Genomic DNA, 25415 nt, shown 5'->3' with positions numbered 1-25415 from the left:
CCGTCGCATGAGCGGTATGCCAAGCGTTATAACCCGCCCTATATTACGATTACGGTTTCCACCCATTCCAACGAATCCACCATGCGCTCGACCGTCCGTCCGCTTCGCCGCACCCTGCTCCGCCTGCTGCCGATCGCCGCGCTTGCCGCCGCCGGTGTCGCGTTCAGCGCGCCCGCTTGCGCCGACGAACTGGTCGTGTCGGCCGCCGCCAGCCTGACGAACGCGTTCAAGGCCGTCGGCGACGCGTACCAGAAACAGCATCCCGATACCAAGGTGCTGTTCAACTTCGGCGCGTCGGACGTGCTGATGCAGCAGATCGCCAAGGGCGCGCCGGCCGACGTGTTCGCGTCGGCCGACCAGAAGGCGATGGATCGCGCGGCCGACGAAAAGGTGATCGTGCCCGGCACGCGCCGCGATTTCGCCGCGAACTCGCTCGTGCTGATCGTTCCGGCGGACAGCCACGCGGCCGCGCCGACGTCACTGAACGACCTGACGGCGCCCGGCGTGAAGCGCATCGCATACGGCGACCCGGCATCGGTACCGGTCGGCCGCTACACCGAAGGCGCGCTGCGCGCGGCCGGCGTGTGGGATGCCGTCAGCGCGAAGGGCGTGCTGGCCGCCAACGTGCGCCAGAGCCTCGACTACGTCGCGCGCGGCGAGGTCGACGCGGGCTTCGTGTTCGGCACCGACGCCGCGATCATGCCCGGCCGCGTGAAGGTCGCACTGACGGTGCCGACGAAGACGGCCATCACCTATCCGATCGCCGTGGTCAAGGACAGCCGCCACGCCGCGCAGGCGCAGTCGTTCATCGACTTCGTCTCGTCGCCGCAGGGCCAGGCCGTGCTGTCGACGTTCGGCTTCAAGCCCGCGGGCAAGTGAGCGTATCGCGATGCAAGACGCCTGGGTACCGCTGCTGCTATCGCTGAAGGTCGCCGGCTGGGCGACCGCGCTCGACATCGTGCTCGGCGTCGCGGCCGCGTTCGTGCTCGCGCGCTGGCGCTCGCCGCTGCGCGACGTCGTCGATTCGCTGCTGACGCTGCCGCTCGTGCTGCCGCCGACGGTGCTCGGCTATTACCTGCTCGTGCTGCTCGGCCGGCGCGGCGTGTTCGGCGCGTGGCTCGACACGCTCGGCATCGAGCTCGTCTTCACGTGGCAAGGTGCGGTGATCGCATCGATGGTCGTCGCGTTTCCGCTGATCCTGAAGTCGGCGCGTGCCGCGTTCGAGGGCGTCGATCCGCATCTCGAGCGCGCCGCGCGCACGCTCGGGCTCGGCGAAGCCGCGGTGTTCTTCCGCGTGACGCTGCCGCTTGCCACGCGCGGGATCCTCGCCGGCGCGCTGCTCGCGTTCGCGCGCGCGCTCGGCGAGTTCGGCGCGACGCTGATGATCGCGGGCAACCTGCCCGGCCGCACGCAGACGCTGTCGGTTGCGATCTACGCGGCCGTGCAGGCCGGCGACGACAACACGGCCAACTTCCTCGTGCTGGTGACGTCGATCACCTGCGTGCTCGTGCTGCTCGCGACCGGCTGGCTCGTGCCGTCGCGCGCCCGGCGGAGCCAGTTGACATGAAGCGCCTGCCTCGTCCGTATCGCCTGTCTCATGCAGCGGCCGGCTTGCTTCGGCGGAGGCCCGCATGAGCCTCATCGTCGATATCCGCAAGACCTACGCGAATGCCGAGCGCCGTTTCACGCTCGACGTGTCGTTCACGGCGGCGACGCAGCGCGTCGTGCTGTTCGGGCCGTCCGGCGCGGGCAAGAGCATGACGCTGCAGGCGATCGCCGGCCTGCTGTCGCCCGACGCAGGCACGATCACGCTGAACGGCGAGCCGCTGTTCGACGCCGCGCGCCGCATCGACGTGCCGACCCGGGAACGGCGCGTCGCATACCTGTTCCAGGACTACGCGCTGTTTCCGCATCTGAACGTGCGCCAGAACATCGCGTTCGGGCTCACGTCGGGGCTGCGCAACCCGCGCGCGAGGACGGTGCCGCCCGAAGTCGCGTACTGGCTGCACGCGTTCGACCTCGAAGCGCTCGCGGGGCAGTATCCGTCGCAACTGTCGGGCGGGCAGAAGCAGCGCGTCGCGCTCGCGCGCGCGCTGGTCGCGCAACCGCGGATCCTGCTGCTCGACGAACCGTTCGCGGCGCTGGACGCCGCGATGCGCCAGCGCATGCGCCACGAGCTCGCCGAGCTGCAGGCGCGGCTCGACATCCCGATGGTGCTGATCTCGCACGACCCCGACGACGTCGCCGCGTTCGGCGACCAGGTCGTGCAATTGAGCGAAGGACGCGTGCAGGCGGTACCGCCGCACGCCGAGTGGCCGACGCGCGTCGCGTGAACGCGCGAGGCCGGGACCGTGGCGCTGGCAGCCACGCCGGAGCCTGAGAGAAGCCGCGCGCTGCGGCATAAGCTGGAAACGGAAACGAAGCCGGCGCCTTGCAGACGACGTCCGGCGCCGGCTTCGCGCCCGTCCGTCACGCGAGCGCCGCAGCACGCACGTGCGCTGCCGTGCCTGCGCCGTCAGCCCGTCACCGCGAGAATCACGCTCGATGCCTTGAACAGCGCGATCGCCGGCCGGCCGGCGTCGAGCTGCAGCGCATCGACGCTTTCGTTGGTGACGACGGCCGTCAGCGTCCCGCCGCCGTCGAGCGCCAGCGTCACTTCGCTGTTCACCGCGCCCGCCGCGACGGATTCGACGCTGCCGCGCAGCCGGTTCCGCGCTGACACCTTCAGCTCGGGCCCGCCATCGTCGACTGCCAGCACGACCCACGACGCCTTCACCAGTGCGCAGGCATCCGCACCTTCCCGCAGGCCGAGCGCATCGGCGCTTTCGTGCGTCAGCACGGCGACGATCGGCTGCCCGCCAGGCAGCGTGAGCGTCACCTCGTCGTTGACCGTGCCGCGCACGATCGATGCGACCTTGCCGAACAACTGGTTGCGCGCGCTGGTCTTCATCCCGATCCGGCCGATCAGCGCCCAGTCGACGTCGAACCCGGCAACGGCCGCGCTCGCGGCGTCGATGAAACGGCGATGCTCGCGCTCGATCGTGCGGAACGCGGCGATCAGCGACGTCGCGCGCGGCGTCAGCGTCGTGCCGCCGCCGCCCTTGCCGCCCGTCGACCGCGCGACGAGCGGTTCGCCGGCGAGATTGTTCATCGTGTCGACGGCATCCCATGCAGCCTTGTAGCTGAGGCCGACGGCCTTCGCCGCGCGCGTGATCGAACCCGTGTCGCCGATCGCCGCGAGCAGCGCGATGCGCGTGGCGCCGCCGAGCGTCTGCTCGCCCGCGCGCAGCCACAGCTCGCCGCCCAGTTCAAGCGGCTCGGAAGACGGGGAAGAATGCGGTGCGTCGGTCATCGGCATGGGTGCGGGAAACGGGCGGCCATTATATTCAGCGCGCGCCGCTCAGCCCGGCTTGCCGTCGAGCTTCGGCGGACGCAGGCTGGCCAGCAGCGTCTCGGCGTCGCGCGCCGCGCGCTGTTCGAGCGCCGCGCCGTAGCCGCGCACGAAACCGAGCTGGTACGGCGGCGCCGCCAGTTGCTCAAGATGATGCAGCGCGACCACCGTGTCGTTCGCTTCGCCGAGCACGCTCTGCACGCGCGCGAGCGTCTTTACCGTCTCGGTGCGCGTGCGGCGCGACGCCAGCGACGCGAAGAATTCGAGCGCATAGCGCAGCCGCTTCGCGTCGATCCGCACCCGGTGGCGCGCAGCCGTATCGAGCGACGTCAGCGACGGCGATGCGTAAAGATGGCCGAACAGCCGCCGCACGCGCTTCGTCGCGTGACGCCGCAGCGACGGCGCGTCGTCGTCGGCGGCGGCGGCGGGCGGCAGCGCGAGCGCGCTCAGCCATTCGAGCCAGCCGAGCGTCAGCCGCGCATAACGGGCCGAATGCAGCGCCTGCCGCAGTTCGACGCGCGCGGCCGTGGACTGCGCACGCGCGGCGTCGAGCGTGCCATTCCAGTCGGCGCCGCCGCCGTCGGCCGCGATCAGCGCGGGCAGGGTTTCGGTCGAGAACACGTCCCAGTCGCGCACCGTGCCGAGCAGTGCGGCGAGCCAGTGCAGGTCGGCGCCGAACGTGTCCTTCCATTGGCGGTCCGCAAAGCGCGGAAAGAAACGCATCAGCGTGCGCAGGCGGCGCAGCGCGACGCGCAACTGATGCACGAATTCGGGATCGTCGCGATCGAGCACGCCGGCCTCGTTGCCGAGCCATTGTGCGGCGATGTCGCCGGACAATGCGAACAGCGCGGCACGCTGCCTGCGAATGCCGGTCAAGTCGACGAGCCGCGCCTTGACCGGGCCGGCGGCGGCCGGCTCGCCCGCACAGGCGCGGTCGATCACGCTCGTCAGTTGCACGAATGCGGGCCACGCGCCGCTCAGTTCACGCGCCGCGGCAAACAGCGCGTGCAGCGCGGCCGTGCGCGCGGTGAAGGTTTCCCAGTCGGGCGCGGCGAGACGCAGTTCGACGTAGCGGCGCGGCGGCTCGCCACCGCCATGCAGCGTGACATCGTCGAGCGTCATCTCGACCACGACACCGCTGTCGTCGGCCCACCGCCCGCGCCGCCGTTCGCTGACGACGCGCAGAGCCGGCGCTTCGGGCGGCGCGCCGGCGGCCGGGTGCTCGGCGGCGTCCGGCACGACGCCGTCGACTTCGCCAGTCGGCGCATCGGCATCAACCGCGGCGCCCGTTGCGGGTACGGGCAGCGGCATCGCGACGACGATGCCCGCGTGCTCCGCGTCGAACAGTTCGCGCTGCGTGACGCCGGGCGCGAACGGTTTCGTGCGGGACGCGACGACCCGCCTGCCATGCGCATTCGACTCGACCCAGGTCCACCAGCTCGCGCCGGGGCTCGGCTCGGCCTCCTCGACCTGGCACGGCTCGATCGTCACGCGTTCATGGCCGCGCCGCATCCGGACCTGCGGGCAGATCCGCCATGCGCGCACGAGCTCGGCGCCGAAATCGCGCTGCGTGCCGCGGGCACGACTCGCAGCCTTGGCCGGCCAACCTTCCAGCGACAACGACAATACGATTTCCAGCACACGCGACATGGAAGCTCCTGCACATGAAGAATCGCCGGCGCATCCTCCGCACCGGCGTCGCCCGTGAAGCATCTTCCATAGTACACGCCGTCAAAACGCGCAGGCGACGATCCGGCCCCGTCGCGCTGTCGTATATCAAACGGCGTATTGCGCGATGCCGTTGCCGAAAGACCAGTCCTCCTTCAGCACCTCGACAAGACTGATGAATACGTCCTGTTGCCGCACGCCGGGCTGCTGCGCGAGGTTCTCCGCGATCGTCCGGTACAGCGCCCGCTTCTGCTCGAGCGTGCGCGTGTTGTTCGCGGTGATCTGGATCATCACGAGATCGTCGCTCCGCTCGATGTCGAGGTAGTGGCGGCCGTACACGAAGTTCTCGGCCGAATGCTCGGTGATGACCATGAAGATGTCGTCCTCGGGCACGTTGAACGTGTGCATCAGCGCGCGATGCACGCCGTCGACGAGCGCCGCGCGGTATGCGGCCGGTTTGCCCTCGCGCACTGCGATACGGGTGAATGGCATGGTCCTGCTCCTGTCGGTGACGTTGAAGAACGGAAACACGACATCAGGTTAGGCCCGCCGAACTATAATGAACAGTCATCAATGAATATTTCATTCATTTTCATTTGAAATGAAAGTCCTCGATCTCGATGCCGTGCGCGCGTTCGTGCTGGTCGCCGATCTCGCCAGCTTCACGCGCGCCGCCGATGCGCTCGGCACCACGCAATCGGCCGTCAGCCTGAAGCTGAAACGGCTGGAGGCACACCTCGGCAAGCCGCTGCTCGCGCGCACGCCGCGCGTGGTCAAGCTGGCCGCCGACGGCGAGAACTTCCTGCCGGCTGCCCGTGCGCTGCTCGACGCGCACGACCATGCGCTCGGTGCGATCTCGGCCGGCACGCACCGTTTGTCGCTCGGCGTCAGCGAGCACGTCGCGGTGCCCGACCTGCCGGCCGTGCTCACGAGCCTGCATCGACAGGATCCGGGGCTGTCGCTGGAAATGCATCTCGGGATGTCGGCCGGCCTGCTCGCGCAATACGACGAACGCCGGCTCGACGCGGCGATCGTGCGGCACGAGCCCGGCGAAGACCCGCCGCGCGACGACGGCACGCTGCTGTTTGCCGAACCGCTGACCTGGCTCGCCGCGCCGGACTGGGCGCCGCGCGCGGGCGAGCCGCTGCCGCTCGCGGTGCTGGCCGGCCCATGCGGCGTGCGGGCCGCCGCGCTGCGCGCGCTCGACCATGCGGGGCGGCCGTGGCGCGAGCGCTTCACGGGCGGCGGTGTCGCGGCGGTCACGGCCGCAGCCGCGGCGGGGCTCGCCGTCTGCCCGCTCGCGCGGCGGGTCGCGCCGCGCACGCTGGTCGACGTCGGCGCGAAATTCGGGCTGCCGCCGCTGCCGCAGTCGCAGGTCGTGCTGTATTCGCGCGTGCGCGACGCACGTGCGGCCGCCGCGCTGCGCAGGTTTGCCGACAGCCTTGCAATCTCGGCGTAAGCTGTGGAGTTTCGCCGCCCGCAATCTTCAGAAGAATACGATGAAGCCCGAAGCCCGCACGCACCTCCGCGCCAACCTGCTGATGCTCGCCGCCGCCGCGATCTGGGGCTCGGCGTTCGTCGCGCAGCGATTGAGCCTCGACGTGATCGGGCCGTTCCTGTTCACGGGGCTGCGCTTCCTGCTCGGCGCGCTCGTGCTGGTTCCGCTGCTGATGCTGAACGCGGCGTCGCGCGCGCAGCTCGCGGCGATCCGCCGCGAGCCGGCGCTGCTGCTGCCGGGCCTCGCGCTCGGCGGGCTGCTCGCGGTGTCGATCTCGCTGCAGCAGTTCGGCCTGCAGTACACGCGGGTCGCGAACGCGGGCTTCATCAGCTCGCTGTACGTCGTGATCGTGCCGCTGATGGGCGTGTTCGCGCGCCACCGGATCGGCACGGGCACGTGGTTCGGCGCGCTGCTCGCGGCGATCGGCCTGTATTTCCTCAGCATCGACGAGCACTTCTCGGTGCTGTACGGCGACTGGTTCCAGCTCGCGGGCGCCGTCATCATCGCCGCGCACGTGATGGCAGTCGGCCATCTCGCGAAGCGTCACGATCCGCTCGTGCTCGCGTTCCTGCAGTTCGTCGTCTGCGGCGTGGCGTGCCTCGCGGTCGGCCTCGCCGTCGAGCCGGTCAGCGTCGCGATGCTGCGCGGCGCGCTGCCGACGCTGCTGTACGGCGGGCTGCTGTCGGTCGGCGTCGGCTATACGCTGCAGGTCGTCGCGCAACGCGACGCTGCGCCCGCGCACGCAGCCGTGATCTTCAGCATGGAAGGCGTGTTCGCGGCGGTCGCAGGCTGGGCCGCGCTCAACGAAACGCTGACGCTGCGCGCGCTCGTCGGCTGCGCGCTGATGCTGGCCGGCCTGCTCGCGTGCCAGCTGCTGCCGAACGGCGACGCGCGGAAAAAGGACGGGGACGCGCTGCCGGCGTGACACGCACCGTCCCTATAATGACGGTTCGCGTGACTTCCACGCCAACCGCTTCCGACAGGCCTGCTCCGTGACGCCCACTACCGTCGATCCCGCCGCCGACCTGCTGCGCGAACGCGCAGCGCACTACGCCACCCAGGCGGCGCTGTTCCTGCGCGACCAGGCGCTCTCCACCGCGTCGCACGACCTGCGCAGCCCGCTGAACGCGATGCACAGCTGGGCGTACGTGCTCGAGCGCCAGCTCGCCAATGCCGATCCGAACCTGCAGCGCGCGCTCGCGGGCATCCGCACGGGCATCGACCAGCAGGTGACGCTGATCGACGACGTGCTCGATGCGCCGCGCGCGGAAACGCGCACGCTCGCGATCGCGCCGCGGCCGTTCGCGCTGCGCGCGCTGCTCGACGACACGCTCGCGCTCGTCCGTTTTGCGCTCGCCGACGCACGGCAGGTCGCGCTCGACACGACGCTGCCGGACGGCGAACCGTCGCTGTCGGCCGACCGCGAACGCATCGCACAGGCGCTCTGGACGATGCTGACGGCGGCCGTCGAGGCCAGCGCCGCCGGCAGCCGCGTGACGTTCGCATGCACGCGCGACGGCGCGCAGTTCGTCGCGCGCGCCACTTGCACCGTGAGCGCCGGCGCACTCGCCGATCCTGCACAGCCGCATGCGTTCGAATCGTTCGCGCGACGCGAAATGCTCCGCGAGCGCGACGCGAAGCGGATCGCATGGGCGCTCGCGCTGTGCCAGCGCGTCGCGCTCGCGCACGGCGGCACGTTCGCACATACGGTGTTCGCCGACGGCACGACCGCCACCATGACGCTCGCCATCCCCCGCGAGGCGCCGGTGTAAGCAATCGGCCGCCCAAAACATTACAAATCCCTTTCCGGCTCTATACTGATGGGCCTGTCATAACCGGAGCGATTCTTTGTTACAGATCTTCGCGCTCATCGGCGCGTTGTTCCTGGTGGCCCTGAACGGGTTCTTCGTTGCGGCCGAATTCGGCCTCGTCAAACTGCGCGCGACGCGCGTCAAGACCCTTGCCCGCAAGCACGGCCTGCGCGGGCGCATTCTCGGCATCGTGCACGGCCGGCTCGACGCGTATCTTTCCGCGTGCCAGCTCGGCATCACGCTCGCGTCGCTCGGCCTCGGCTGGGTCGGCGAACCGGCCTTCGCGCAACTGCTCAGCCCGTTGCTCGACCTGATCGGCGTGCAGTCCGAACGCGTCGTGCACCTGATCTCGCTCGTGTTCGCGTTCTCGCTGATCTCGTTCCTGCACATCGTCGTCGGCGAGCTTGCGCCGAAATCGATGGCGATCCGCCAGTCCGAGAAGGTCGGCCTGTGGGTCGCGCTGCCGCTCTATGCGTTCTACTGGGCGATGTATCCGGCGATCTGGGTGCTCAACAACAGCGCCAACGCGGTGCTGCGGCTCGCGGGGCTGTCGGCCGACCACGGCGGCGACGCGCACTACTCGACCGACGAGCTGAAGCTGATCCTGCGCAGCCGCCGCAGCACGGCCGGCAACGCGGCACAGCCGGCGCGCGGCACGTACAGCAACGACGAGTGGAACACGCTCGCGCATTCGCTCGATTTTTCGTCGATGACCGTGTCGGACCTGATGCGGCCGGCCCATGAAATGATCGGCCTGCGGCGCGACCTGCCGCTGCCCGACAACATGGAGATCGTCGCGCGGCACCGCTTCAGCCGCTATCCGCTGTTCGAGGATGCGTCGCGCGAACAGGTGAGCGGGCTGATCCACCTGAAGGACCTGCTGCTCGCGCGTCACGCGGGCGCGGCGCTCGAAGACCTGTCCGACTACGTGCGCCCCGTGCAGTACGTAAAGCCCGACACGCCGGCACTCGAACTGTTCCGCCGCTTCCGCAAGGGCGCGCCGCACTTCGCGCTGGTCGGCAACAAGGGCGAGAAGCCGATCGGCTTCCTGACGCTCGACAACCTGCTCGGCGCGCTGGTCGGCCAGATCCACGACGAGTTCCGCCAGGGCGATGCCGACTGGAGCCGCCTCGACGACGGCACGCTGATGGGCAAGGGCAGCCTGCCCGTCGTGTCGCTCGAGCAGGCGCTCGGCATCGACATCGACGAAGGCCGTGCGGAATCGGTCGGCGGCCTCGTGATCCAGGCGCTCAGCGACCTGCCGACCGAAGGGCAGCGCGTGTCGTTCGACCGCTTCGACGTCGTCGTGAAGAAGATGAACGGGCCGCGCATCGTGCTCGTGCGCGTCTATCCGAAGATCGCGAAGGAGGCCGACGAATGACGGCCTCTCGTGGTCGTCGCCGCGCGCGATGAACGCAACGCTGCCGCGCTGCTGCGTGATCACGCCGGAACCGGCGTCCGCGTCTGCGGCCGATTGCGATGCGTTCCTCGACCGGCTGTCGGCCGTACTCGCGCGCGGCGAGACGCTCGTGCAACTGCGCGTGAAATCGCTCGATGCGGCCGCGTTCGCGCGGCTCGCCGCCGCGGCGCTCGCGCGCTGCAATGCAGCCGGTGCGCACCTGATGCTGAACGGCCCGATCGATGCGGCCGGCGTGATACGGCTCGACGGCGCCGGCTGGCATCTCGACGGCACCGCGTTGCGCGCCGCCGCGCAACGGCCGTTGCCGGCCGGACGATGGGTATCCGCCGCCTGCCACACGCGTGACGACCTGCTGCTGGCCGCACGCGCCGGCGCGGATTTCGTCACGCTGTCGCCCGTGTTGCCGACGCTCAGCCACCCCGGTGCGCCGGCGCTCGGCTGGAGCCGATTCGGCGCGCTGGCCGCGCAGGCCGCGATGCCCGTCTACGCGCTCGGGGGGATGACGCGCGCGCATCTCGACGACGCGCGCCGTCACGGCGCGTACGGCATCGCGGGCATTCGCGGATTCTGGTAACTCAGGGCGTTCCGGCAGGGCAGCCGCCGGGCGCTAAGGCGCCCGCGGCCGTTCGGACAGAGTTATGCGTTCACACGCCCAGGCGCTCTTCAGGCGTTCAGGTTCGGTCGCGCTCCACGCCACGAGCCGTCGTCGATGCGACGCACGTCGTGCGTGAGCGCGTACCGGTTGACGTCGCCCGTCAGCCACGCAACGAGCGAATACGGCGGCAATTCCCCTTCGTCGACCCGGTCGCGCGCGCGCGCCGGCGTCTCGAACACGACCTGCCCTCTCGGCGCATCGAACGGCACCGCATCGGGCGACAGGTTCAATGCGATCGTCAGCGTCTCGTCGTCGGCAAGGCGCCATGACGCGAGCAGCGCGTCGGCATCCCCGTCGCCGTCCGCCTTCAGCGCATGCGCATCCTGCGGCCGGCAATCGGACAGCCGCGGCGCGATCAGCTTCGCGCGCACCGCGAGCGCCGACTGCACGAAATGCGCGCGATCGGCGTCGCGCGCGGTTTCGTCGAAGATCAGCGGGATCTGCGGCGTGAGCAGCGACAGCGCAAGCCCGGCCAGGCAGGCCTCCTGCCCTCGGTCGCCCTGGTCGCTGTCGCGCCACGCGCCATCGGACAGCACCAGCGACGTCAACGACAGCCCGGTTTCGGCGGCCATGCCTTCTGCCGGCGCGGCCGGCTGAAACGCCGCGCCGACCGCGGTTAGCGCGCGGGCGAGCGTATGGATCGACTGGTGCGTGGAAATGCCTTCATGGGCCGACGCGTCACGCCCCGTCAGCCGGTGCAGCGCGCGTTCGCCGCAACCGTTCCACTGCGCATCGAAATGGGTATCGGCGAGATGCGCCGGATGCCGCTCGCTGCCGAGCACGAGATGGATGAACCTGTCGGCCGGCACGGCCGCGCGCACGCGGTCCGCGATCTCGCGCAGCCACGACACGCCGATCCGGTCGGCCTCGCGCAGGCGCAGCCCGTCGCAACGGTATTCGTCGATCCAGTACAGCGCGTTGTCGCAGAAGAAATCGCAGACGTCCGGATGATCGAGCGCCAGCGGCGGCGCCTGCAGCGGATCGTCGCGCATATGGAAGAACGGCTCCGCGAAGTGGCGCAGCGCGTCGGTGCCGCTGCCGAAGCGCGCGTAGTCGAGTTCCAGCAGCACCGCAAGGCCGTAGCCGTGCGCGTCGTCGATCAGCGCCTTCAGCGCATCGGGGCCGCCTTCGACCGCAAGCGGCGCGAACGGCAGGCTGTCGTGCGGCGAGGCGAGCAGTTCCAGCGCGGTCACGCCGAGGCGCGCGAGCTGCGGCAGGCGGCGGCGCACGCCGGCGAAGCCGCCCACCGCGTGCGGGCGAATCGCGTAGAGCGCCATGTCTTCCCACGCGCGCCCGCGCCAGAACGTGTTGCGCCACGTGAACGCGCGCGGATCGACGACCTCGCTCGGACCGTTGAGCCCTTCGGGTTGCGAGCGCGACGCGGGATCGGGAATCGACACGGCATCGTCGAGGCGATAGCGGTAACGCGCACCCGCGCCGCAATCGGCGAACACTTCGAACCAGTTCGGGCCGGCGGCCGTCATCGGGACGAGCGTCGGGCCATAGCCGGTATCGAGTTCGAGCTGGACCTGCGTGCTGCCCGGCGCCCACACGCGAAAATGCGTGCGCGGTGTCGTGCCGAGCGCGCCACAAGGCTGCGCGCCAAACGGCAAACAATGAATGTAGTGCTGCGCGTACGGATCGTGCGGACAATCGGACATCATGCGCTCCTCGTGCGTGCCGAGCGGCATGGCCGCGCCACTGGCGCGGCGCATCGGAGCCCGGCATGCGACGGCCAGGCGGGGGGAGAAAAACGAGTATGCACCGGATTCGCCACCGCGATGCATCGTGATCGGGCATTTTTAAATGCGAATCGACCCCTGGAAAATCGGCAGCCCGACGCTTGCCGAATCGGGTAGTCGGCATACCGGAATGACCGCTCGCCTTGTTGCGTCGACCACGCACGCTTACGCTCTGCGCGATGCTCGCGGACACGTCGTCCGCGCCCGACCCGAGGAACCCGCCATGTCGCTTCCCGCCAGCGCCGCGAAATTCGATCCGGCACGCGCACACGAATACGCCGAGCAATCGCGCATTGCGCTCGCCGGCTACGATGCCTGCCACGAACTCGCCGCGTGCATGCTCGCGTCGGCGGTCGGGGCGCCCGATGCGCGGATACTCGTCGCGGGCGCGGGCGGCACGGGGCAGGAAATCTGCGTGGCGGCCGCGCTCGAGCCGGGCTGGCAATTCACGGCCGTCGACCCGTCCGCGCCGATGCTCGCGCTCGCGCGCACGAACGTCGAGGCCGCCGGCTTCGGCGCGCGCACGGCGTTCGTCGAGGACAATGTCGATGCGCTGCCCGACGCACCCGCGTTCGACGGCGCAACGCTGATCGGCGTGCTGCATCATGTCCCGGGCGACGATGCGAAGGCGGCGCTGCTGCACGCGATCGCGCGACGCCTGAAGCCCGGCGCGCCGCTCGTGCTCGCCGGCAATCATCGCCGCTACGCGGACCACCCTCGCCTGCTCGACGCGTGGCAGCAGCGCTGGCGCATGAAGGGCGCCACGCCGGACGCCGTACGCGCGCAACTCGCGAAGATCCTGCAGGGCGCCGATCCGCCCGCGTCCGAGGAAGCCGTGTTCGGCCTGCTGCGCGACGCGGGCTTCGACGCACCGCTGCGCTTTTTCGCGAGCCTGTTCTGGGGTGCGTGGATCGCGGTGCGGCGCGCGTAACGGATCGACGCGGTTCGAAACGACGGGCGGCGCGATTCGCGTGCGTGCCACGCGCGGCCGGCGTACCGGCGGGCACTGGAACGCGGCGGTCGGTACGACCTGCTCAAGTAACCGGCGTCAACTCAGCAGCCCCGCCGCGACATTGATCGACAACCCGAGCACGGCCATGTTGAAGTAGAACGACAGGATCGACTGCGCGAGCACCGCGCGTCGCGCGGAGCGGTTCGCCAGCGATATGTCGGCGGTCTGCGACGCGACCGCGAGCGTGAACGCGAAATACAGGAAATCCCAGTAATCGGGTTCGGGATTCCGGTCCGGGAAGCGCAGCGCGCGGTCGCTGCTCGGCGAGCCGTAATAGAGCCGTGCATAGTGCAGCGTGAAGATCGTCGGAATCAGGAACCACGCGCCGAACAGCGTCGCGCCCGTGATCGCGTAATGGCTGAGCCCCGCGCGGAAGCCGACGCTCTTGGCGGTCGCGAGTTCGATCGCGATCGCGGCCACGCTCGCGACGGTCGCGAGGCACACGACGGTCAGCACGGTCGTCGCGTTTTCGTCCTCGCGGATCGCGACTTCGCGCACCTTGTGATGATGCGCGGTGACCATGCGCACCCACATCAGCACGAGATACAGCCAGACCGCGCAGTCCCAGCCGATCAGCGTACGCGCGGTCAGGCGCAGCGGAAACGGCAGCAGCACCGCGCACAGCAAGCCCGCGACGAACGCCGCGACCATGCGCGGCCGGTTGCGTAATACCTGCGGATAAAACGTCATCGTGTGATTCCGAAAGCGGATGGAAAGGGTTCGAACGGTAGGCGGGGCGGCCCGCTGCGCCGCGCCGGCGGTTACCGCGCCCCGATTATCGCCATTCCATCGCGACGTGGCGATGGGCACGAGCGCCTAAGATACTGGGATGACCGCCACCGCCTCCCTCTGCCGCCACCCCGCGAACACGGCCGGCCGCGACTTCGTCGTCGGCGACCTGCACGGCTGCGTGGACGTGCTGCGCGCGCTGCTGCACGACATCCGCTTCGATCCGGCCCGCGACCGCCTGTTCTCGGTCGGCGATCTCGTCGATCGCGGCCCCGCGTCCGAAACCGCGCTCGACCTGCTCGACCGCCCGTGGTGCCACGTCGTGCGCGGCAATCACGAGGAAGTGCTGAGCCTCGTGTCGCGCGGCAAGCTGTCGCCCGACGCGTGGCGCGGGATCGGCGGCGACTGGGGCGCCGACCTGCCGCCGGAACGGCTGCACGCGCATGCGGCACGCGTCGACGCGCTGCCGCTGGTGCGCGTGATCGGCGACGGCCCCGAGCGCTTCAACGTGCTGCATGCGGAATTTTTCGGGTCGGACACCGACCTCGATACGGGCAGCTATTCGCACGACGTGCGCGAACGGCTGATCTGGGGCCGCGATCTGGTCCAGGGGCTCGCCGATCCGGCGCGGCAGGCCGGACTGTCGCTGACCTGCACCGGGCATACGCCTGTGCGCGCGCCGCAGCGGATCGGCGCGCAATGGTTCATCGACACCGGTGCGTTCGCGCCGTCCGGGCGGCTCACGCTCGCCGAGCCGCGCACCGGCAGCACGTGGTCGATGACGCAGGCCGAGGCGCGCGAACGCCACGCGGGCAACTGGCCGCTGCCGTGATGCCCTCGCGCCCGCATCGGCCCGCGAGCGGCCCCAGGGCCTGCTCACGCTAATAACGGGCATGCGAACGAGCGTTACCGGTCGCAGCGCAAGGAGCAAGGAGCGCCGTTGGGCCGAACCAAACAAGTGACGCGCGAGCGTCATGCTCCTTGCGAATACGTCGCGTATTCGCTTCGTCGCAATCCTTGCGCTCGGCCCTTCTGGGGGCCGGCGCATGCCCGTTATTAGTGTAAGCAGGCCCTAGCCAACCTGGTTCAGTTCGAACACCGCGTCGACGGCCGAGCCGTTCCAGTTGTATTCGAGGTACGCCGCGTGATGGCAGTCGCGCAGCAGCGCGGTGCGCAATGCCGCCAGACACTCGCCGCCCGGGTCGCGCACCGACGGATAGACGATCCCCGCGCCGCCCGCGTTGCGCACCGCGCGGCCGAGCGCCTGCCCCGCGCTGTAATCGAGCGGATGCAGCAATGCGGGATCGCGCTGCGGCCACGTGCGCACGTCGACCACGTCGCCCTGCGCGAACACCGTATAGAGCCGCATCTGCTGGCGCATCGGCGGCTCCTTCGTCGCGGCCAGGAACAACGCGCCGTGATAGCGCGTTTCGGCGATCGCCGTGTCGCGCGAGCGGGCGCAGTAGAACACGCCGTAGCTACCGTCGGAAAAACGGCTGCCCTGCGGATTCAGGTGCGTGAACGCGGCCATGATCGGCCCCCAGCCCAGCCCGTAGCGGCGCTCGTCGGGCGGCACCAGGTCGAGCGTGCCGACTTCGTTGCGGATGCGGTCGTTGGTCAGCGATTCGAGCGCGTACAGCGCGTCGAAATCGTCCGCCGACGCGACGCGGTCGAACAGGTTGATGGCAGGAAAACGGGTGGGGATCACACGATAGGCAGGCGCCCAGTCGACGGCGGTCGTGGGCCATTGTTTTGCTTCGATCGGCATCGTCACGCCCAGCCACCTCGCATCGCGTCGAGATATTGCCGGACGGCGACCAGATCGCCGACGTTGCCGGCCAGCATCCGGTCGAGCGCGCGCTTGCCGCCGAACGGCGCGGCATCGTTGGGCCGCTTGACCCATGCGTCTGCCGCGGCCGGCTGCGGCAGCAGGATCTGCAGCGCCTTGTAGATGCCGAGCAGCAGCGATAGCCGCTCGAGCGTATCGCGCGGCAGCCGCGCCGACTCCGGCGCCGCCTTCCACTTGAAGAACGTCGAACGTCCGGGCGACCCGAGCAGCACGATCTGCTCGTCGATCGTCAGTTCCCAGTCGCGCGCGATGTTGAAAAACGCACGCAGGCCTGCCGCCGACATCTGCGCAAACGAAGCCTGCGGCGGGGCGGAATGCGAATCGTAGGCAGGCTGTGACATGATGGTTAGTCTCGAAATGAATTCACTAACAAGACTAGTCCATTTTCGCATTTTTGCAAGGGTCGACACCCGACGGTCGGTCATTTCTTACAGCAAAACGATATTTTTTGTCCATTCTGGACTCTTATTTTATTTTCTGCGTTAATGGCCATGCGGACAGCGCGTGCAGACGCGGTCCTGTCTGCGGAACCGTGTCGCACAGAACCGGAAGCACCACGCCAAGGAAACGCACCATGAAGAGACTGATTGCCGCTGTTTCGATCGCCCTGCTCGCAGTATCCGCAGGCCCCGCCGCCGCGAAGGACTGGACCACGATCCGCTTCGGCACCGACGCAAGCTACGCGCCGTTCGAGTCGAAGGCGCCCGACGGCAAGCTCGTCGGCTTCGACATCGACCTCGGCAACGAGATCTGCGCGCGCCTGAAGGCGAAGTGCGTGTGGCTCGAGAACGATTTCGACGGGATGATTCCGGCGCTGAAGGCGAAGAAGTTCGACGCGGTGCTGTCGTCGATGTCGATCACGCCGCAGCGCGCGGAGCAGATCGGCTTCACGACGAAGATCTACAACCAGCCGACGCGGCTCGTCGTGAAGAAGGGTTCGCCGCTGCTGCCGACGGCCGAATCGCTGAAGGGCAAGTCGATCGGCGTCGAGCAGGGCACGACGCAGGAAACCTATGCGAAAGCGTACTGGGGCAAGCAAGGCGCGAACGTCGTGTCGTACCAGAACCAGGACGGCGTGTATGCGGACCTGACCTCGGGCCGCCTCGACGCGGCACTCCAGGATGAAGTGCAGGCCGCGATCGGGTTCCTGAAATCGCCGCGCGGTGCGAACTACCAGTTCGTCGGGCCCGAACTCGTCGACGAGAAGGTGCTCGGCATCGGCGCCGGCATCGGGCTGCGCAAGGAAGACGCCGACCTGAAGGCGAAGATCGACCGCGCGATCGTCGACATGGTCAAGGACGGCACCTACAAGCGGCTCGCGTCGAAGTACTTCGACTTCGACATCTACGGCGGCTGAAACGGCGTCGCGCGCGTACGGGCGACACTCCCGTCGCGCGCGTCCGACCGCCCCTCCCCTCACCACCGGGCGGCAACGGCATTGCGCCGTTCGCCGCCGCATCGAATTCATCCTCTGTCGCGTGCACTGCGCAACGTGTCAAACCTGATTCGGATTGCAGACCAATTGCACCGGTTCGCGTGAACGATGGGTAACGCGACCGGATATCGTGCGAATTCAGTAGCCGAAGATCGGGCGTCGCGATACCGGCGCCCGTGTGCACATGCCCTTTCGAATCGGGTCTGCGTGCAGGAAAGTGCCGACCCGGCGCGGATGACCGGCAATCTGCCGGATCCGCCTCGCACCGGGCGCGGAGAGATGGCCTGTCGATGCATGCCGGCCCGCTGCGAGAGCGACGTTCGACCGGCGATGCCCCGCATCACTGCGATCGCGGCCTGCGAGCCGCGGCGTGTGGCGATCGATCATTTTTCTACCCCGTTTTCAGTCTGATGCTTGTTCCGGCAACCGGACGATGCCGGTGCCCCGACGACCAGGCGACAACGTTCCGTGCTCGCCGGAACGCGGCGGCTGCGCCGCGCTCCGTCGCCGCATCCCCGCGGACTGCGTCCTGGCCGGTACTGACAGGGTTCGCTGCAGAACCGGCCGGACCTCGCGTCGTCGACTTTCGTACGTTCATATCCGCAAGGAGCGGGCCAGCTTCGCGCGCGCCCATCCGCACAAGGGGTTCGGCGCGCGGGATGACGGCCGGAACTGGGGCGGAATGCCGGAAGTTGCGAATCTGAAACATGCGGCACGCGGCATGCGCCGGCCGCGTGGCGGCCGGGCCTTGCGGGATAAGGCTGAACAATCGACATGGAATTTTTACCGGCCGGCACCGTTCCGATCGGCCCGATTCGCCGCGGAAATTCGCCCGGTTGCCGAAGCGAAATGTTTCATGCGCTTTACATGCCGTCGGCGACATCGGAGCCGCCGGTCGCGCGCGGACCGGACTGGCAATTGCGGGGGCAATCCGGCTGCCGATCGCGCGGCTATACTGCGAAGCGCGAAACGCGCCGCGCGTTGCGCGTGACTTTCGCCGGCGAACGCCGCGCGGCGCGACAACGCTTCACGCGGCACCTCACCGCCCGCAATACCGCCCATCGATGATCCGCAACCTCCATGCCGCCGAGCGCGCCAGACTGATCCGCTTCGGCGTGTCGGGCCTCTGCTCGACCGCGCTGCATGCGCTGATCGCAACCGCGATGTTCGCGCTGTTCGATGCGACGCCCATGATCGCGAACGCGGCCGCGTTCGTCTGCTCGACCGCGTTCTCGTATCTCGCCAACACGCTGTGGAGTTTTTCGTCGCCCGTGACGTGGGGCAACTTCGCACGCTTTCTCGCGGTCGCGATGGCCGGCCTCGTCGTCACGATGCTGCTCGCGCACGGCACCGCGATGCTCGGGTTTGCGCGTGCATGGAGCATCGTCGCGGTCGTGCTGTGCGTGCCGCCCGTCACGTTCGTGCTGCACCGGCTCTGGACGTATCGCTGAACACCGACATCGAACCGGTTCACGCGCTTAACGCGCCGCTCAGCCGACGCGCTGATGCCCCGCGTCGCCGGACGGCGCGCCGTCGTGCCCGCCGTTGTTGTCGTGATCGTTCAGCCCGTGCTCGATCATCATCCGGTAGAGCGTCACGCGCGAGATGCCGAGTTCGGCGGCAGCCTTGTTGATCCGGTGATCGTTGCGCAGCAGCGCGTTCTCGATCGCGGTGCGCTCGGCGAGCGCCCTCGCCTGTTCGAGCGTCACCGGTTCGGTTTCGCCCGGCGTCTCGAGCCCGAGATCGTGCGGCGTCAGCAGCCGGCTCTCGGCCATCACGATCGCGCGCCGCACGCGGTTGATCAGCTCGCGCACATTGCCGGGCCATTCGTAGCGGCGCATTGCGTCGAGCGCGGCCGACGTAAAGCCGCTGATCTTGCGGCCGCTGTCGGACTTGAACTTCTGCAGCACGTAATGCGCGAGGATGTCGATGTCCTTGCCGCGCGCGCGCAGCGGCGGCTCGTGGATGCGCAGCACGCACAGGCGGTGATAGAGATCAGCGCGGAAGCGCCCGGTCTCGACCGCGCCGTCGAGATCCACGTGCGTCGCCGAGATGATCCGCACGTCGACCGCGATCGATTCCTGTCCGCCGAGCCGCTCGATCTTCCCTTCCTGCAGGAAGCGCAGCAGGCTCGCCTGGCTCTCGACCGGCATGTCGCCGATCTCGTCGAGAAACAGCGTGCCGCCGTTCGCCGATTCGATCCGGCCCACGCGCCGCTGGTTCGCGCCGGTGAACGCGCCGCGCTCATAGCCGAACAGCTCCGACTGCAGCAGGTGATGCGGAATCGCCCCGCAGTTGATCGCGACGAACGGCCCCTTGCCGCGGCCGGAACGCTCGTGAATCGCGAGCGCCGTCAGTTCCTTGCCGGTGCCCGACTCGCCGGAAATGAATACGCTCGCATCGGTCTTCGCGACCTTGCGGATCGTGCTGAACAACTGCTGCATCGCCTCGCAGTTGCCGATCATCCCGTGCTCGCCGATCGACGCCGCATAGGCTGCGCCGTCGACGCGGTCGAGCGCGGCCATCCCGCGCGCATGGCCGAGCACATGCGAAATCCATTCGTAGGGCAGCGGCAGCGTCACGTAATCGAAACAATAGCTGCGGATCAGTTCGCGCACGGCGGGACCGATCGTGATGCCGGCCTGCGCGATCGAAATCCAGCCGATCGCAGGCTGGCTCAGGCACGCTTTCAGTGCCGGATAGTCGCGCGACGTGAACCCCGTGAAATCGACCAGCCCGGCGGCGACGTTTACGCCGGACGTCATATTCTGCGCGGCGCCGGCTGTCTTCGCGACCGCGATCTCCCAGCCGAGCCCGCGCAGTTGCGCAAGCAGCGGCTCGTCGGGCGTACGCATGATCACGAACAGCTTGCGGCCGGCCTCGGGTGCGGTGACGGACACGGGCGTCATCTCGGGCGCCGCATTCCCGTTTGCGTCGGGTGACCTTGCAACCATCGTTGTTCCCCGCTTGGCGTTGGTATCGTGCGCCGGCTCGCCGACGCATACGACGGACCACGATCGAACCGACATATTGGCCGCATTTCCGTCCGAATAAAATCCCCCTGCGCATGAATCGTGCATGAGGTCGAGGTTGTCATGAACGGTATATCGACGCGGCCGGCCTGCGGCTAGATGGGTGTTATCCCGGTGGCGGGCGCGGCGCAAACCCGGAACGGGCGGGCGCACTGCGCGCAAAGCCGCGCCAGTGCTGGCGCGCGGCGTTCGCATACGATGCGGCGCACGCAGAACCGGCACGCCGGCGGGTATATGCACGGCCGGTCGACCGGACAGCCGGGTGCCCGCGCAGCCGGTTTCGATTGATTTCGGTCAATCGTCGGAGGAAGCCGGCATGATGCAGGAACGCAACATGCGCGACCCGACGCCGCCCATGGCAGCGCGACGGGTTGTATCAGAAACGGATTGCGTCAGCGGCCAGACGCGACCGGCGCCAGCGCGTTCGCGCGGCCGCGGCCGGCCGGCGTGCCGCCGTGTTCGCCGTAGGTGGCGACGAGCGCGTCGACCCGCGCGAGATGGTGATGGTTGTCGTGATCCCACGGATGGAAGCCCGGCCGGAAAAAGCTCAGCCATTCGCCCGCGATGCGCGGGAACAGCCCGCGGCGCGGCCCGTACAGGAACGCGATCGTCCGCAGCATCCCGCGCACGTGATGTCCGGCGCCGCGATCGCGCCAAAGCAGCGTCGCATGCATCAGGAACACGGCCGGCCAGAACGTCAGCGTCGTCAGCAGATACACGCCGATGCGGATCAGGTAACGCCGCAGCCCCGGCTTCATCACGGCATTCCACACGTCGAACGACACGGCCTTGTGCTCGGTTTCCTCGAGCGCGTGCCATATCCACATCTGCCGGTAGCCTTCGACCGAGCCTTCGAGGCGCGTCGGGTCGCGCAGCAGCCAGTCGGCGAGCATCGCCGTGTAGTGCTCCGCCGCGACCGTATGCGCGAGCTGCACCGAATGCGGCAGCTTGCGCTTCATGTAGCCGAGCACCGCCCACACGCGCTTGTCGAGCTTGCGCGCGGGCAAACGGTTCGCCTGCATCAGCTCGTTGTATTCGACGTGCTCGCGCGTATGCATCGCTTCCTGGCCGATGAAGCCGAGCACCTGCTGCTTCAGCACGGGATCGTCGATCCGGTCGCGGTAATTGCGCACCGAGTCCATGAAAAAGCGCTCGCCGGCCGGGAACAGCAGCGACAGCGCGTTGAAGAAATGGGTCACGTGCGACCCGAGGCCATGCCAGTCCTTCGCGCGTTCGACCGGCAGGTCGAAGCGCAGGTCGCGGCGCACCGGCATGATCCCGGCTGCGGTAGCGGAAGCGGCTGACTTCATGTTCATCGTTCTCCTTTTCCGGAGCGGCCCGGCGCGTCGTCCGACGCGGCCGGCGCAGCCCCGGGCGGCGCATCGCGCACCGCCAAAATCTTGACATCGACAGATGTAAAGATAGGCTACCCGCGCCGACGCGCGCAAGCCGCGCGGTAGATGCGCGCTTCCAAACAGGGCACGGTCGGAAAGGCGAAAAAAAGCGACGTTCGAACAGCGCCCGGGTGGGCCGCGATTCGAACGTGCACGCCGAGCTGCGAGCGACGCCAGGCGGCCGGCGCTGCGACCCGCCCCCTGCCCGAAAGCCCGATGCGGCGAGCGTTTCGACGAATCCGGCGGCGGCGCGCGGCATGTGGAATACCGCCGCGGCAGCACCGATTCATACGCGCGGCGCACTCGCGCGGTGCAACCCCGGTCGCGCATCCGTTGAAAAATTCAAACGCGCGTTCCATTTGCGTTTTCGGCAATCGCGGGCGCGGCGCCTCGCAGCCGTCCGCGACACGCGTGCCGGCGGGTGAAAGCTACGTGCCGCGGCCCGCTGCGCGCTCGCCTACAATAGCGGTCTTACGCAACCCTCTTTCAGGAGTAGTCATGTCTGTCATCACGACCGAATCGGGCCTCAAATACGAAGACCTGACCGAAGGCACCGGCGCGGAAGCGCAAGCCGGCAAGACCGTCAGCGTCCACTACACGGGCTGGCTGACCGACGGTCAGAAATTCGATTCGAGCAAGGACCGCAACGACCCGTTCGCGTTCGTGCTCGGCGGCGGCATGGTCATCAAGGGCTGGGACGAAGGCGTGCAGGGCATGAAGGTCGGCGGCGTGCGCCGCCTGACGATCCCGCCGCAACTCGGCTACGGCCCGCGCGGCGCAGGCGGCGTGATTCCGCCGAACGCGACGCTCGTGTTCGAAGTCGAACTGCTCGACGTCTGACGACGCACCCGGCCGTTTCCTTCCGATGGAACGCATCGCCTCCCCCGCCATCGCGCTGCGCCGCTACGACACGTGCGAAGCGTCGGACGTGCACGACTTCCACCAGGTCGTGCTCGGCGTCGATGGCGCGATGGTGATGGCGGTGGACGGGATCGGCCAGCGCATCGACCGGCACGCGGCGTGGCTGATTCCGGCCGGCGCGCGCCACGACTATGCGGGCCTCGGCGACAATTGCCAGCTCGTGATCGACCTGCCCGCGGCATCGCTCGCGGTGCCGCAGCGGTTGTTCGACCGCGCACGCGCCATGTCGATCGATCCAGCCCTGACGTCGCTCGTCGCGCAGGTCGCGGCGGCCGCCGCGCAACTCGATGCGCCGGCCGGCGACGCACGGCAGGCAGCCGCGCACCGTTTCCAGTGGCAGGCCGCCGCGCGCCTGTGCGGCGCGCTCATTGACGATGCCGGCATCGCCGCACCCGCGTCGGGCCTCGATTTCGCGCGCATCGACCGCTGGCTGCGCGCGCGGCTCGCCGAGCCGCTGCGCATCGCCGATCTCGCCGCGCACTGCGGCTACGGGATGCGCCGGTTTCATCAACTGTTCGTCGACGCGTTCGGCGAAACGCCGCATCGCTATTTGCAGCGGCTGCGGCTCGACGCGGCGGTCGTGCTGCTCGCCGACGGCCGGCATCCGCTCGTCGACATCGCGGGCATGGTCGGTTTTGCGGATCAAAGCACCTTTACGCATGCGTTCACGAAACGCTTCGGCGTTGCGCCTGGACGCTGGCGCGGCGAGCGGCATTGAGCGAATCCGTCGCCCTGAACACGCGTCAATCCACGTAGCCGCACGATTCGGAAAACAGCGTTCGAGTCGGTCCGGCCGCAACCTTCGTCGCCCCCGCTTCTTTTCCGCTCGCAATCCGGCTATGGCGCGTGGCGCTCACCGCCGCGTCGCGCCCGCTTCGTCGCCGACCTTCCTCACGACCGTCTCGGCCGCCTTCACGGGCCGCCCGTCGTCGTGCCGCAGCGCGAGCTTGCGGATCGCGCGCCCCGTATTGCGGTCGACCAGCACCGAATGCGGCTCGCCGCGTGCGAACAGGTTCGCCTCGCCCCACTGCCGCAGCATCACGATGACCGGAAACAGCCCGTCGCCCTTTTTGGTCAGCGCGTACTCCTGATACGCGGTACCGTCCGACGCCGGCACGACGTCGAACACGCCGGCTTCCACCAGCATCCTGAGCCGGTCGGACAGGATGTTGCTCGCGACGCCGAGGCTCGCGCGGAAATCGCCGAAGCGGCGCACGCCGTCGAACGCATCGCGCACGATCAGCAGCGCCCAGCGATCGCCGACGATATCGGTCGCCCGCGCCACCGGGCACGGCGAATCCGCAAGACTTTTCTGCCTGGCCATGTTCCTCTCCGCAGTCGTGCCGGCCGCCCTCGCGGCAGCGCCGGCCATCCGTGCGCGGGCCCGTCGCCCACCGCACAACAAGTTGCATTTTAAAACTACTTTTCCTACACTCACACCAGTTTCAAATTGCAACTACTTTGCGTGAGGAAACCGATGGCGTCTTCCTGTCATTCAAGCACCGTTACGTCGAATGCAGCGAATGCATCGAACACGGCGCATCCGGCCGGCGACGGCCGTCTGTCCTCGACCTGCGTCTCGCTGCTGGCCGTCTGCTGCGCGGCGAGCGTCGCGAACGTCTACTACGCGCAGCCGCTGCTCGATTCGATTGCGCGGGATTTCGGCGTGTCGCAAGCCGCGGTCGGCAGCGTCGTCACCGCCACGCAGCTCGGCTGCGCGCTCGCGCTGCTGTTCGTCGTGCCGCTCGGCGATCTGCTGAACCGCAAACGCCTGATCGCCGTGCAGCTTCTGCTGCTGACGGCGGCCTGCATCGGCGTGGCGGCAGCGTCGACGCGCTTCGCGCTGCTGGCGGGGATGGTCGCGCTCGGGCTGCTCGGCACCGCGATGACGCAAGGGCTGATCGCGTGCTCGGCCGCGCTCGCGGGCGCCGGCGAACGCGGGCGCGTCGTGGGCGCCGCGCAGGGCGGCGTGGTGATCGGGCTGCTGGCCGCGCGGTCGGTGGCCGGCGTCGTCACCGATGTCGCCGGCTGGCGCGCGGTCTATCTCGTCTCGGGTGCGCTCGCGATCGCGATGCTCGCCGTGCTGTCACGGCTGTTGCCCGACTCGAACGGGCCGCGCAAACGCATCGGTTACGCGGCGCTGCTACGATCGATGGCGTCGCTGCTGCGCGACGAACGCGTGCTGCGCGTGCGCGGTGCGATCGCGTTGCTGATGTTCGCGGCGTTCAGCATCTTCTGGAGCGCGCTGGTGCTGCCGATGAGCACACCGCCGCATTCGATGTCGCATACGCAGATCGGCGCGTTCGGCCTCGTCGGCGCACTGGGCGCGGCGGCGGCCACGCGCGCGGGCCGGCTTGCCGATCGCGGGCGCGGCGAAGCGACGACCGGCGCCGCACTCGCGCTGCTCGCGTGCTCGTGGTTGCCACTCGCGTTCGGCGATTCGTCGATTGCGCTGCTGATCGTCGGCATCGTGCTGCTCGACGTCGGCGGACAGGCCATCCATGTCGTCAACCAGAGCATGATTCTCGGCACGCGGCCCGACGCGCATGCGCGGCTCGTCGGCTGCTACATGCTGTTCTACTCGGCCGGCAGCGGTCTCGGCGCGATTGCGTCGACGATGATGTATGCGCACGCCGGATGGGCGGGCGTCTGCGCGCTCGGCGCGGTCGTGAGCGTTGCCGCGCTCGGCGTGTGGGCCGCGACGCTCAGGCGCGCGTGACTAGTGCCGGCGATGCGGATCGGGTGGAGAGGGGAAAGCCGGTGCGCCCGTAGCGGGCGGCCGGTGCGCGAACCGGCCGCGCACGCGCCGGTTCGACCTTCGGTACAGCCTTCGGTTCGGCACGCACGGTGCGCGCCGC

Annotated in this window: 25 protein-coding genes; 15 read left to right on the top strand and 10 right to left on the bottom strand. The window is 68.9% G+C overall.

Annotated elements, in window-relative coordinates; genetic code table 11:
• Positions 1-81: 81 nt before the first annotated feature.
• From modA to DM992_RS30080, 3 genes are all read left to right on the top strand, one after another.
• Positions 82-879, top strand: coding sequence for a molybdate ABC transporter substrate-binding protein (gene modA / locus DM992_RS30090; protein ID WP_111019835.1), 798 nt, complete (start codon positions 82-84; stop codon positions 877-879).
• Positions 880-889: 10 nt separating this feature from the next.
• Positions 890-1567 carry a molybdate ABC transporter permease subunit gene (gene modB, locus DM992_RS30085; protein WP_111019834.1) on the top strand — a complete coding sequence of 226 codons (678 nt, stop codon included), beginning with the start codon at positions 890-892 and terminating at the stop codon, positions 1565-1567.
• Between the two features lie 64 nt (positions 1568-1631).
• Positions 1632-2333 (top strand): ATP-binding cassette domain-containing protein, encoded by a 702-nt coding sequence (locus tag DM992_RS30080; RefSeq protein WP_111019833.1) that lies wholly within the window; start codon positions 1632-1634, stop codon positions 2331-2333.
• 182 nt (positions 2334-2515) lie between these two features.
• Here the strand turns inward: DM992_RS30080 and DM992_RS30075 are convergent, their stop codons facing one another.
• The 3 genes from DM992_RS30075 to DM992_RS30065 form a co-directional block, all read right to left on the bottom strand.
• Positions 2516-3352 carry a TOBE domain-containing protein gene (locus DM992_RS30075; RefSeq protein ID WP_111020476.1) on the bottom strand — a complete coding sequence of 279 codons (837 nt, stop codon included), beginning with the start codon at positions 3350-3352 and terminating at the stop codon, positions 2516-2518.
• A 48-nt stretch (positions 3353-3400) separates the two neighbouring features.
• The gene (locus tag DM992_RS30070) at positions 3401-5041 is read right to left on the bottom strand and encodes a CHAD domain-containing protein (protein WP_111019832.1); all 1641 of its coding nucleotides are present in this window, start codon (positions 5039-5041) and stop codon (positions 3401-3403) included.
• Between the two features lie 126 nt (positions 5042-5167).
• Positions 5168-5551, bottom strand: coding sequence for a tautomerase family protein (locus DM992_RS30065; protein WP_111019831.1), 384 nt, complete (start codon positions 5549-5551; stop codon positions 5168-5170).
• A 109-nt stretch (positions 5552-5660) separates the two neighbouring features.
• Between DM992_RS30065 and DM992_RS30060 the strand changes: the two genes are divergently transcribed.
• The 5 genes from DM992_RS30060 to DM992_RS30040 all read left to right on the top strand — a co-directional run bounded on the left by DM992_RS30060 (position 5661) and on the right by DM992_RS30040 (position 10362).
• Positions 5661-6518 carry a LysR substrate-binding domain-containing protein gene (locus tag DM992_RS30060; protein ID WP_111019830.1) on the top strand — a complete coding sequence of 286 codons (858 nt, stop codon included), beginning with the start codon at positions 5661-5663 and terminating at the stop codon, positions 6516-6518.
• A gap of 40 nt (positions 6519-6558) precedes the next feature.
• Positions 6559-7482, top strand: coding sequence for a DMT family transporter (locus DM992_RS30055; RefSeq protein WP_111019829.1), 924 nt, complete (start codon positions 6559-6561; stop codon positions 7480-7482).
• 67 nt (positions 7483-7549) lie between these two features.
• Entirely contained in the window at positions 7550-8329 is a 780-nt protein-coding gene (locus DM992_RS30050) for a HAMP domain-containing sensor histidine kinase (RefSeq protein WP_111019828.1), read from the top strand.
• Between the two features lie 76 nt (positions 8330-8405).
• Positions 8406-9749: a hemolysin family protein gene (locus DM992_RS30045; protein WP_111019827.1), complete on the top strand. Its 1344-nt coding sequence runs from the start codon at positions 8406-8408 to the stop codon at positions 9747-9749.
• Between the two features lie 28 nt (positions 9750-9777).
• Entirely contained in the window at positions 9778-10362 is a 585-nt protein-coding gene (locus DM992_RS30040; protein ID WP_111019826.1) for a thiamine phosphate synthase, read from the top strand.
• Positions 10363-10451: 89 nt separating this feature from the next.
• On the opposite strand, the gene DM992_RS30035 is transcribed toward DM992_RS30040, so the two are convergent.
• Positions 10452-12104: a DUF3459 domain-containing protein gene (locus DM992_RS30035; protein ID WP_111020475.1), complete on the bottom strand. Its 1653-nt coding sequence runs from the start codon at positions 12102-12104 to the stop codon at positions 10452-10454.
• A gap of 304 nt (positions 12105-12408) precedes the next feature.
• Here DM992_RS30035 and DM992_RS30030 point away from each other — a divergent pair, with 304 nt between their 5' ends.
• Positions 12409-13116 (top strand): class I SAM-dependent methyltransferase, encoded by a 708-nt coding sequence (locus tag DM992_RS30030; protein WP_111019825.1) that lies wholly within the window; start codon positions 12409-12411, stop codon positions 13114-13116.
• A gap of 117 nt (positions 13117-13233) precedes the next feature.
• Here the strand turns inward: DM992_RS30030 and DM992_RS30025 are convergent, their stop codons facing one another.
• A complete protein-coding gene (locus DM992_RS30025) occupies positions 13234-13887 on the bottom strand; it encodes a DUF1345 domain-containing protein (RefSeq protein ID WP_034185170.1) in 654 nt (217 codons plus the stop codon).
• A 139-nt stretch (positions 13888-14026) separates the two neighbouring features.
• Between DM992_RS30025 and DM992_RS30020 the strand changes: the two genes are divergently transcribed.
• Entirely contained in the window at positions 14027-14758 is a 732-nt protein-coding gene (locus DM992_RS30020; protein ID WP_111019824.1) for a metallophosphoesterase, read from the top strand.
• A 240-nt stretch (positions 14759-14998) separates the two neighbouring features.
• On the opposite strand, the gene DM992_RS30015 is transcribed toward DM992_RS30020, so the two are convergent.
• Positions 14999-15694, bottom strand: coding sequence for an RES family NAD+ phosphorylase (locus DM992_RS30015; protein ID WP_111019823.1), 696 nt, complete (start codon positions 15692-15694; stop codon positions 14999-15001).
• Positions 15695-15696: 2 nt separating this feature from the next.
• Complete coding sequence (locus DM992_RS30010; RefSeq protein WP_034185167.1) at positions 15697-16116, bottom strand: MbcA/ParS/Xre antitoxin family protein; 420 nt, start codon at positions 16114-16116, stop codon at positions 15697-15699.
• Positions 16117-16349: 233 nt separating this feature from the next.
• Here DM992_RS30010 and DM992_RS30005 point away from each other — a divergent pair, with 233 nt between their 5' ends.
• Both DM992_RS30005 and DM992_RS29985 read left to right on the top strand, forming a co-directional pair.
• On the top strand, positions 16350-17132 hold the full coding sequence (locus tag DM992_RS30005) for an ABC transporter substrate-binding protein (RefSeq protein WP_111019822.1): 783 nt from the start codon (positions 16350-16352) through the stop codon (positions 17130-17132).
• Between the two features lie 1142 nt (positions 17133-18274).
• Complete coding sequence (locus tag DM992_RS29985) at positions 18275-18661, top strand: GtrA family protein (protein ID WP_111019819.1); 387 nt, start codon at positions 18275-18277, stop codon at positions 18659-18661.
• Between the two features lie 39 nt (positions 18662-18700).
• Here the strand turns inward: DM992_RS29985 and DM992_RS29980 are convergent, their stop codons facing one another.
• Positions 18701-20164 (bottom strand): sigma-54 dependent transcriptional regulator, encoded by a 1464-nt coding sequence (locus tag DM992_RS29980; RefSeq protein ID WP_111020474.1) that lies wholly within the window; start codon positions 20162-20164, stop codon positions 18701-18703.
• A gap of 470 nt (positions 20165-20634) precedes the next feature.
• Complete coding sequence (locus DM992_RS29975) at positions 20635-21552, bottom strand: metal-dependent hydrolase (protein ID WP_111020473.1); 918 nt, start codon at positions 21550-21552, stop codon at positions 20635-20637.
• Between the two features lie 582 nt (positions 21553-22134).
• Between DM992_RS29975 and DM992_RS29965 the strand changes: the two genes are divergently transcribed.
• Positions 22135-22476, top strand: a complete 342-nt coding sequence (locus DM992_RS29965; RefSeq protein ID WP_006479474.1) for an FKBP-type peptidyl-prolyl cis-trans isomerase — start codon at positions 22135-22137, stop codon at positions 22474-22476.
• A 25-nt stretch (positions 22477-22501) separates the two neighbouring features.
• The gene (locus DM992_RS29960; RefSeq protein ID WP_111019817.1) at positions 22502-23275 is read left to right on the top strand and encodes an AraC family transcriptional regulator; all 774 of its coding nucleotides are present in this window, start codon (positions 22502-22504) and stop codon (positions 23273-23275) included.
• 135 nt (positions 23276-23410) lie between these two features.
• Here the strand turns inward: DM992_RS29960 and DM992_RS29955 are convergent, their stop codons facing one another.
• The gene (locus DM992_RS29955) at positions 23411-23881 is read right to left on the bottom strand and encodes a helix-turn-helix domain-containing protein (RefSeq protein ID WP_204356143.1); all 471 of its coding nucleotides are present in this window, start codon (positions 23879-23881) and stop codon (positions 23411-23413) included.
• Between the two features lie 153 nt (positions 23882-24034).
• On the opposite strand from DM992_RS29955, the gene DM992_RS29950 reads away from it, so the two are divergent.
• Positions 24035-25276 (top strand): MFS transporter, encoded by a 1242-nt coding sequence (locus DM992_RS29950; protein WP_111019815.1) that lies wholly within the window; start codon positions 24035-24037, stop codon positions 25274-25276.
• Positions 25277-25415: the final 139 nt, after the last annotated feature.

It is taken from the genome of Burkholderia sp. JP2-270 (genome assembly GCF_003233675.1).
Taxonomy (GTDB): Bacteria; Pseudomonadota; Gammaproteobacteria; order Burkholderiales; family Burkholderiaceae; genus Burkholderia; species Burkholderia pyrrocinia_C.
Note: the sequence above shows the minus strand (reverse complement) of the source record. Positions and strands in the feature narration are given on the sequence as shown.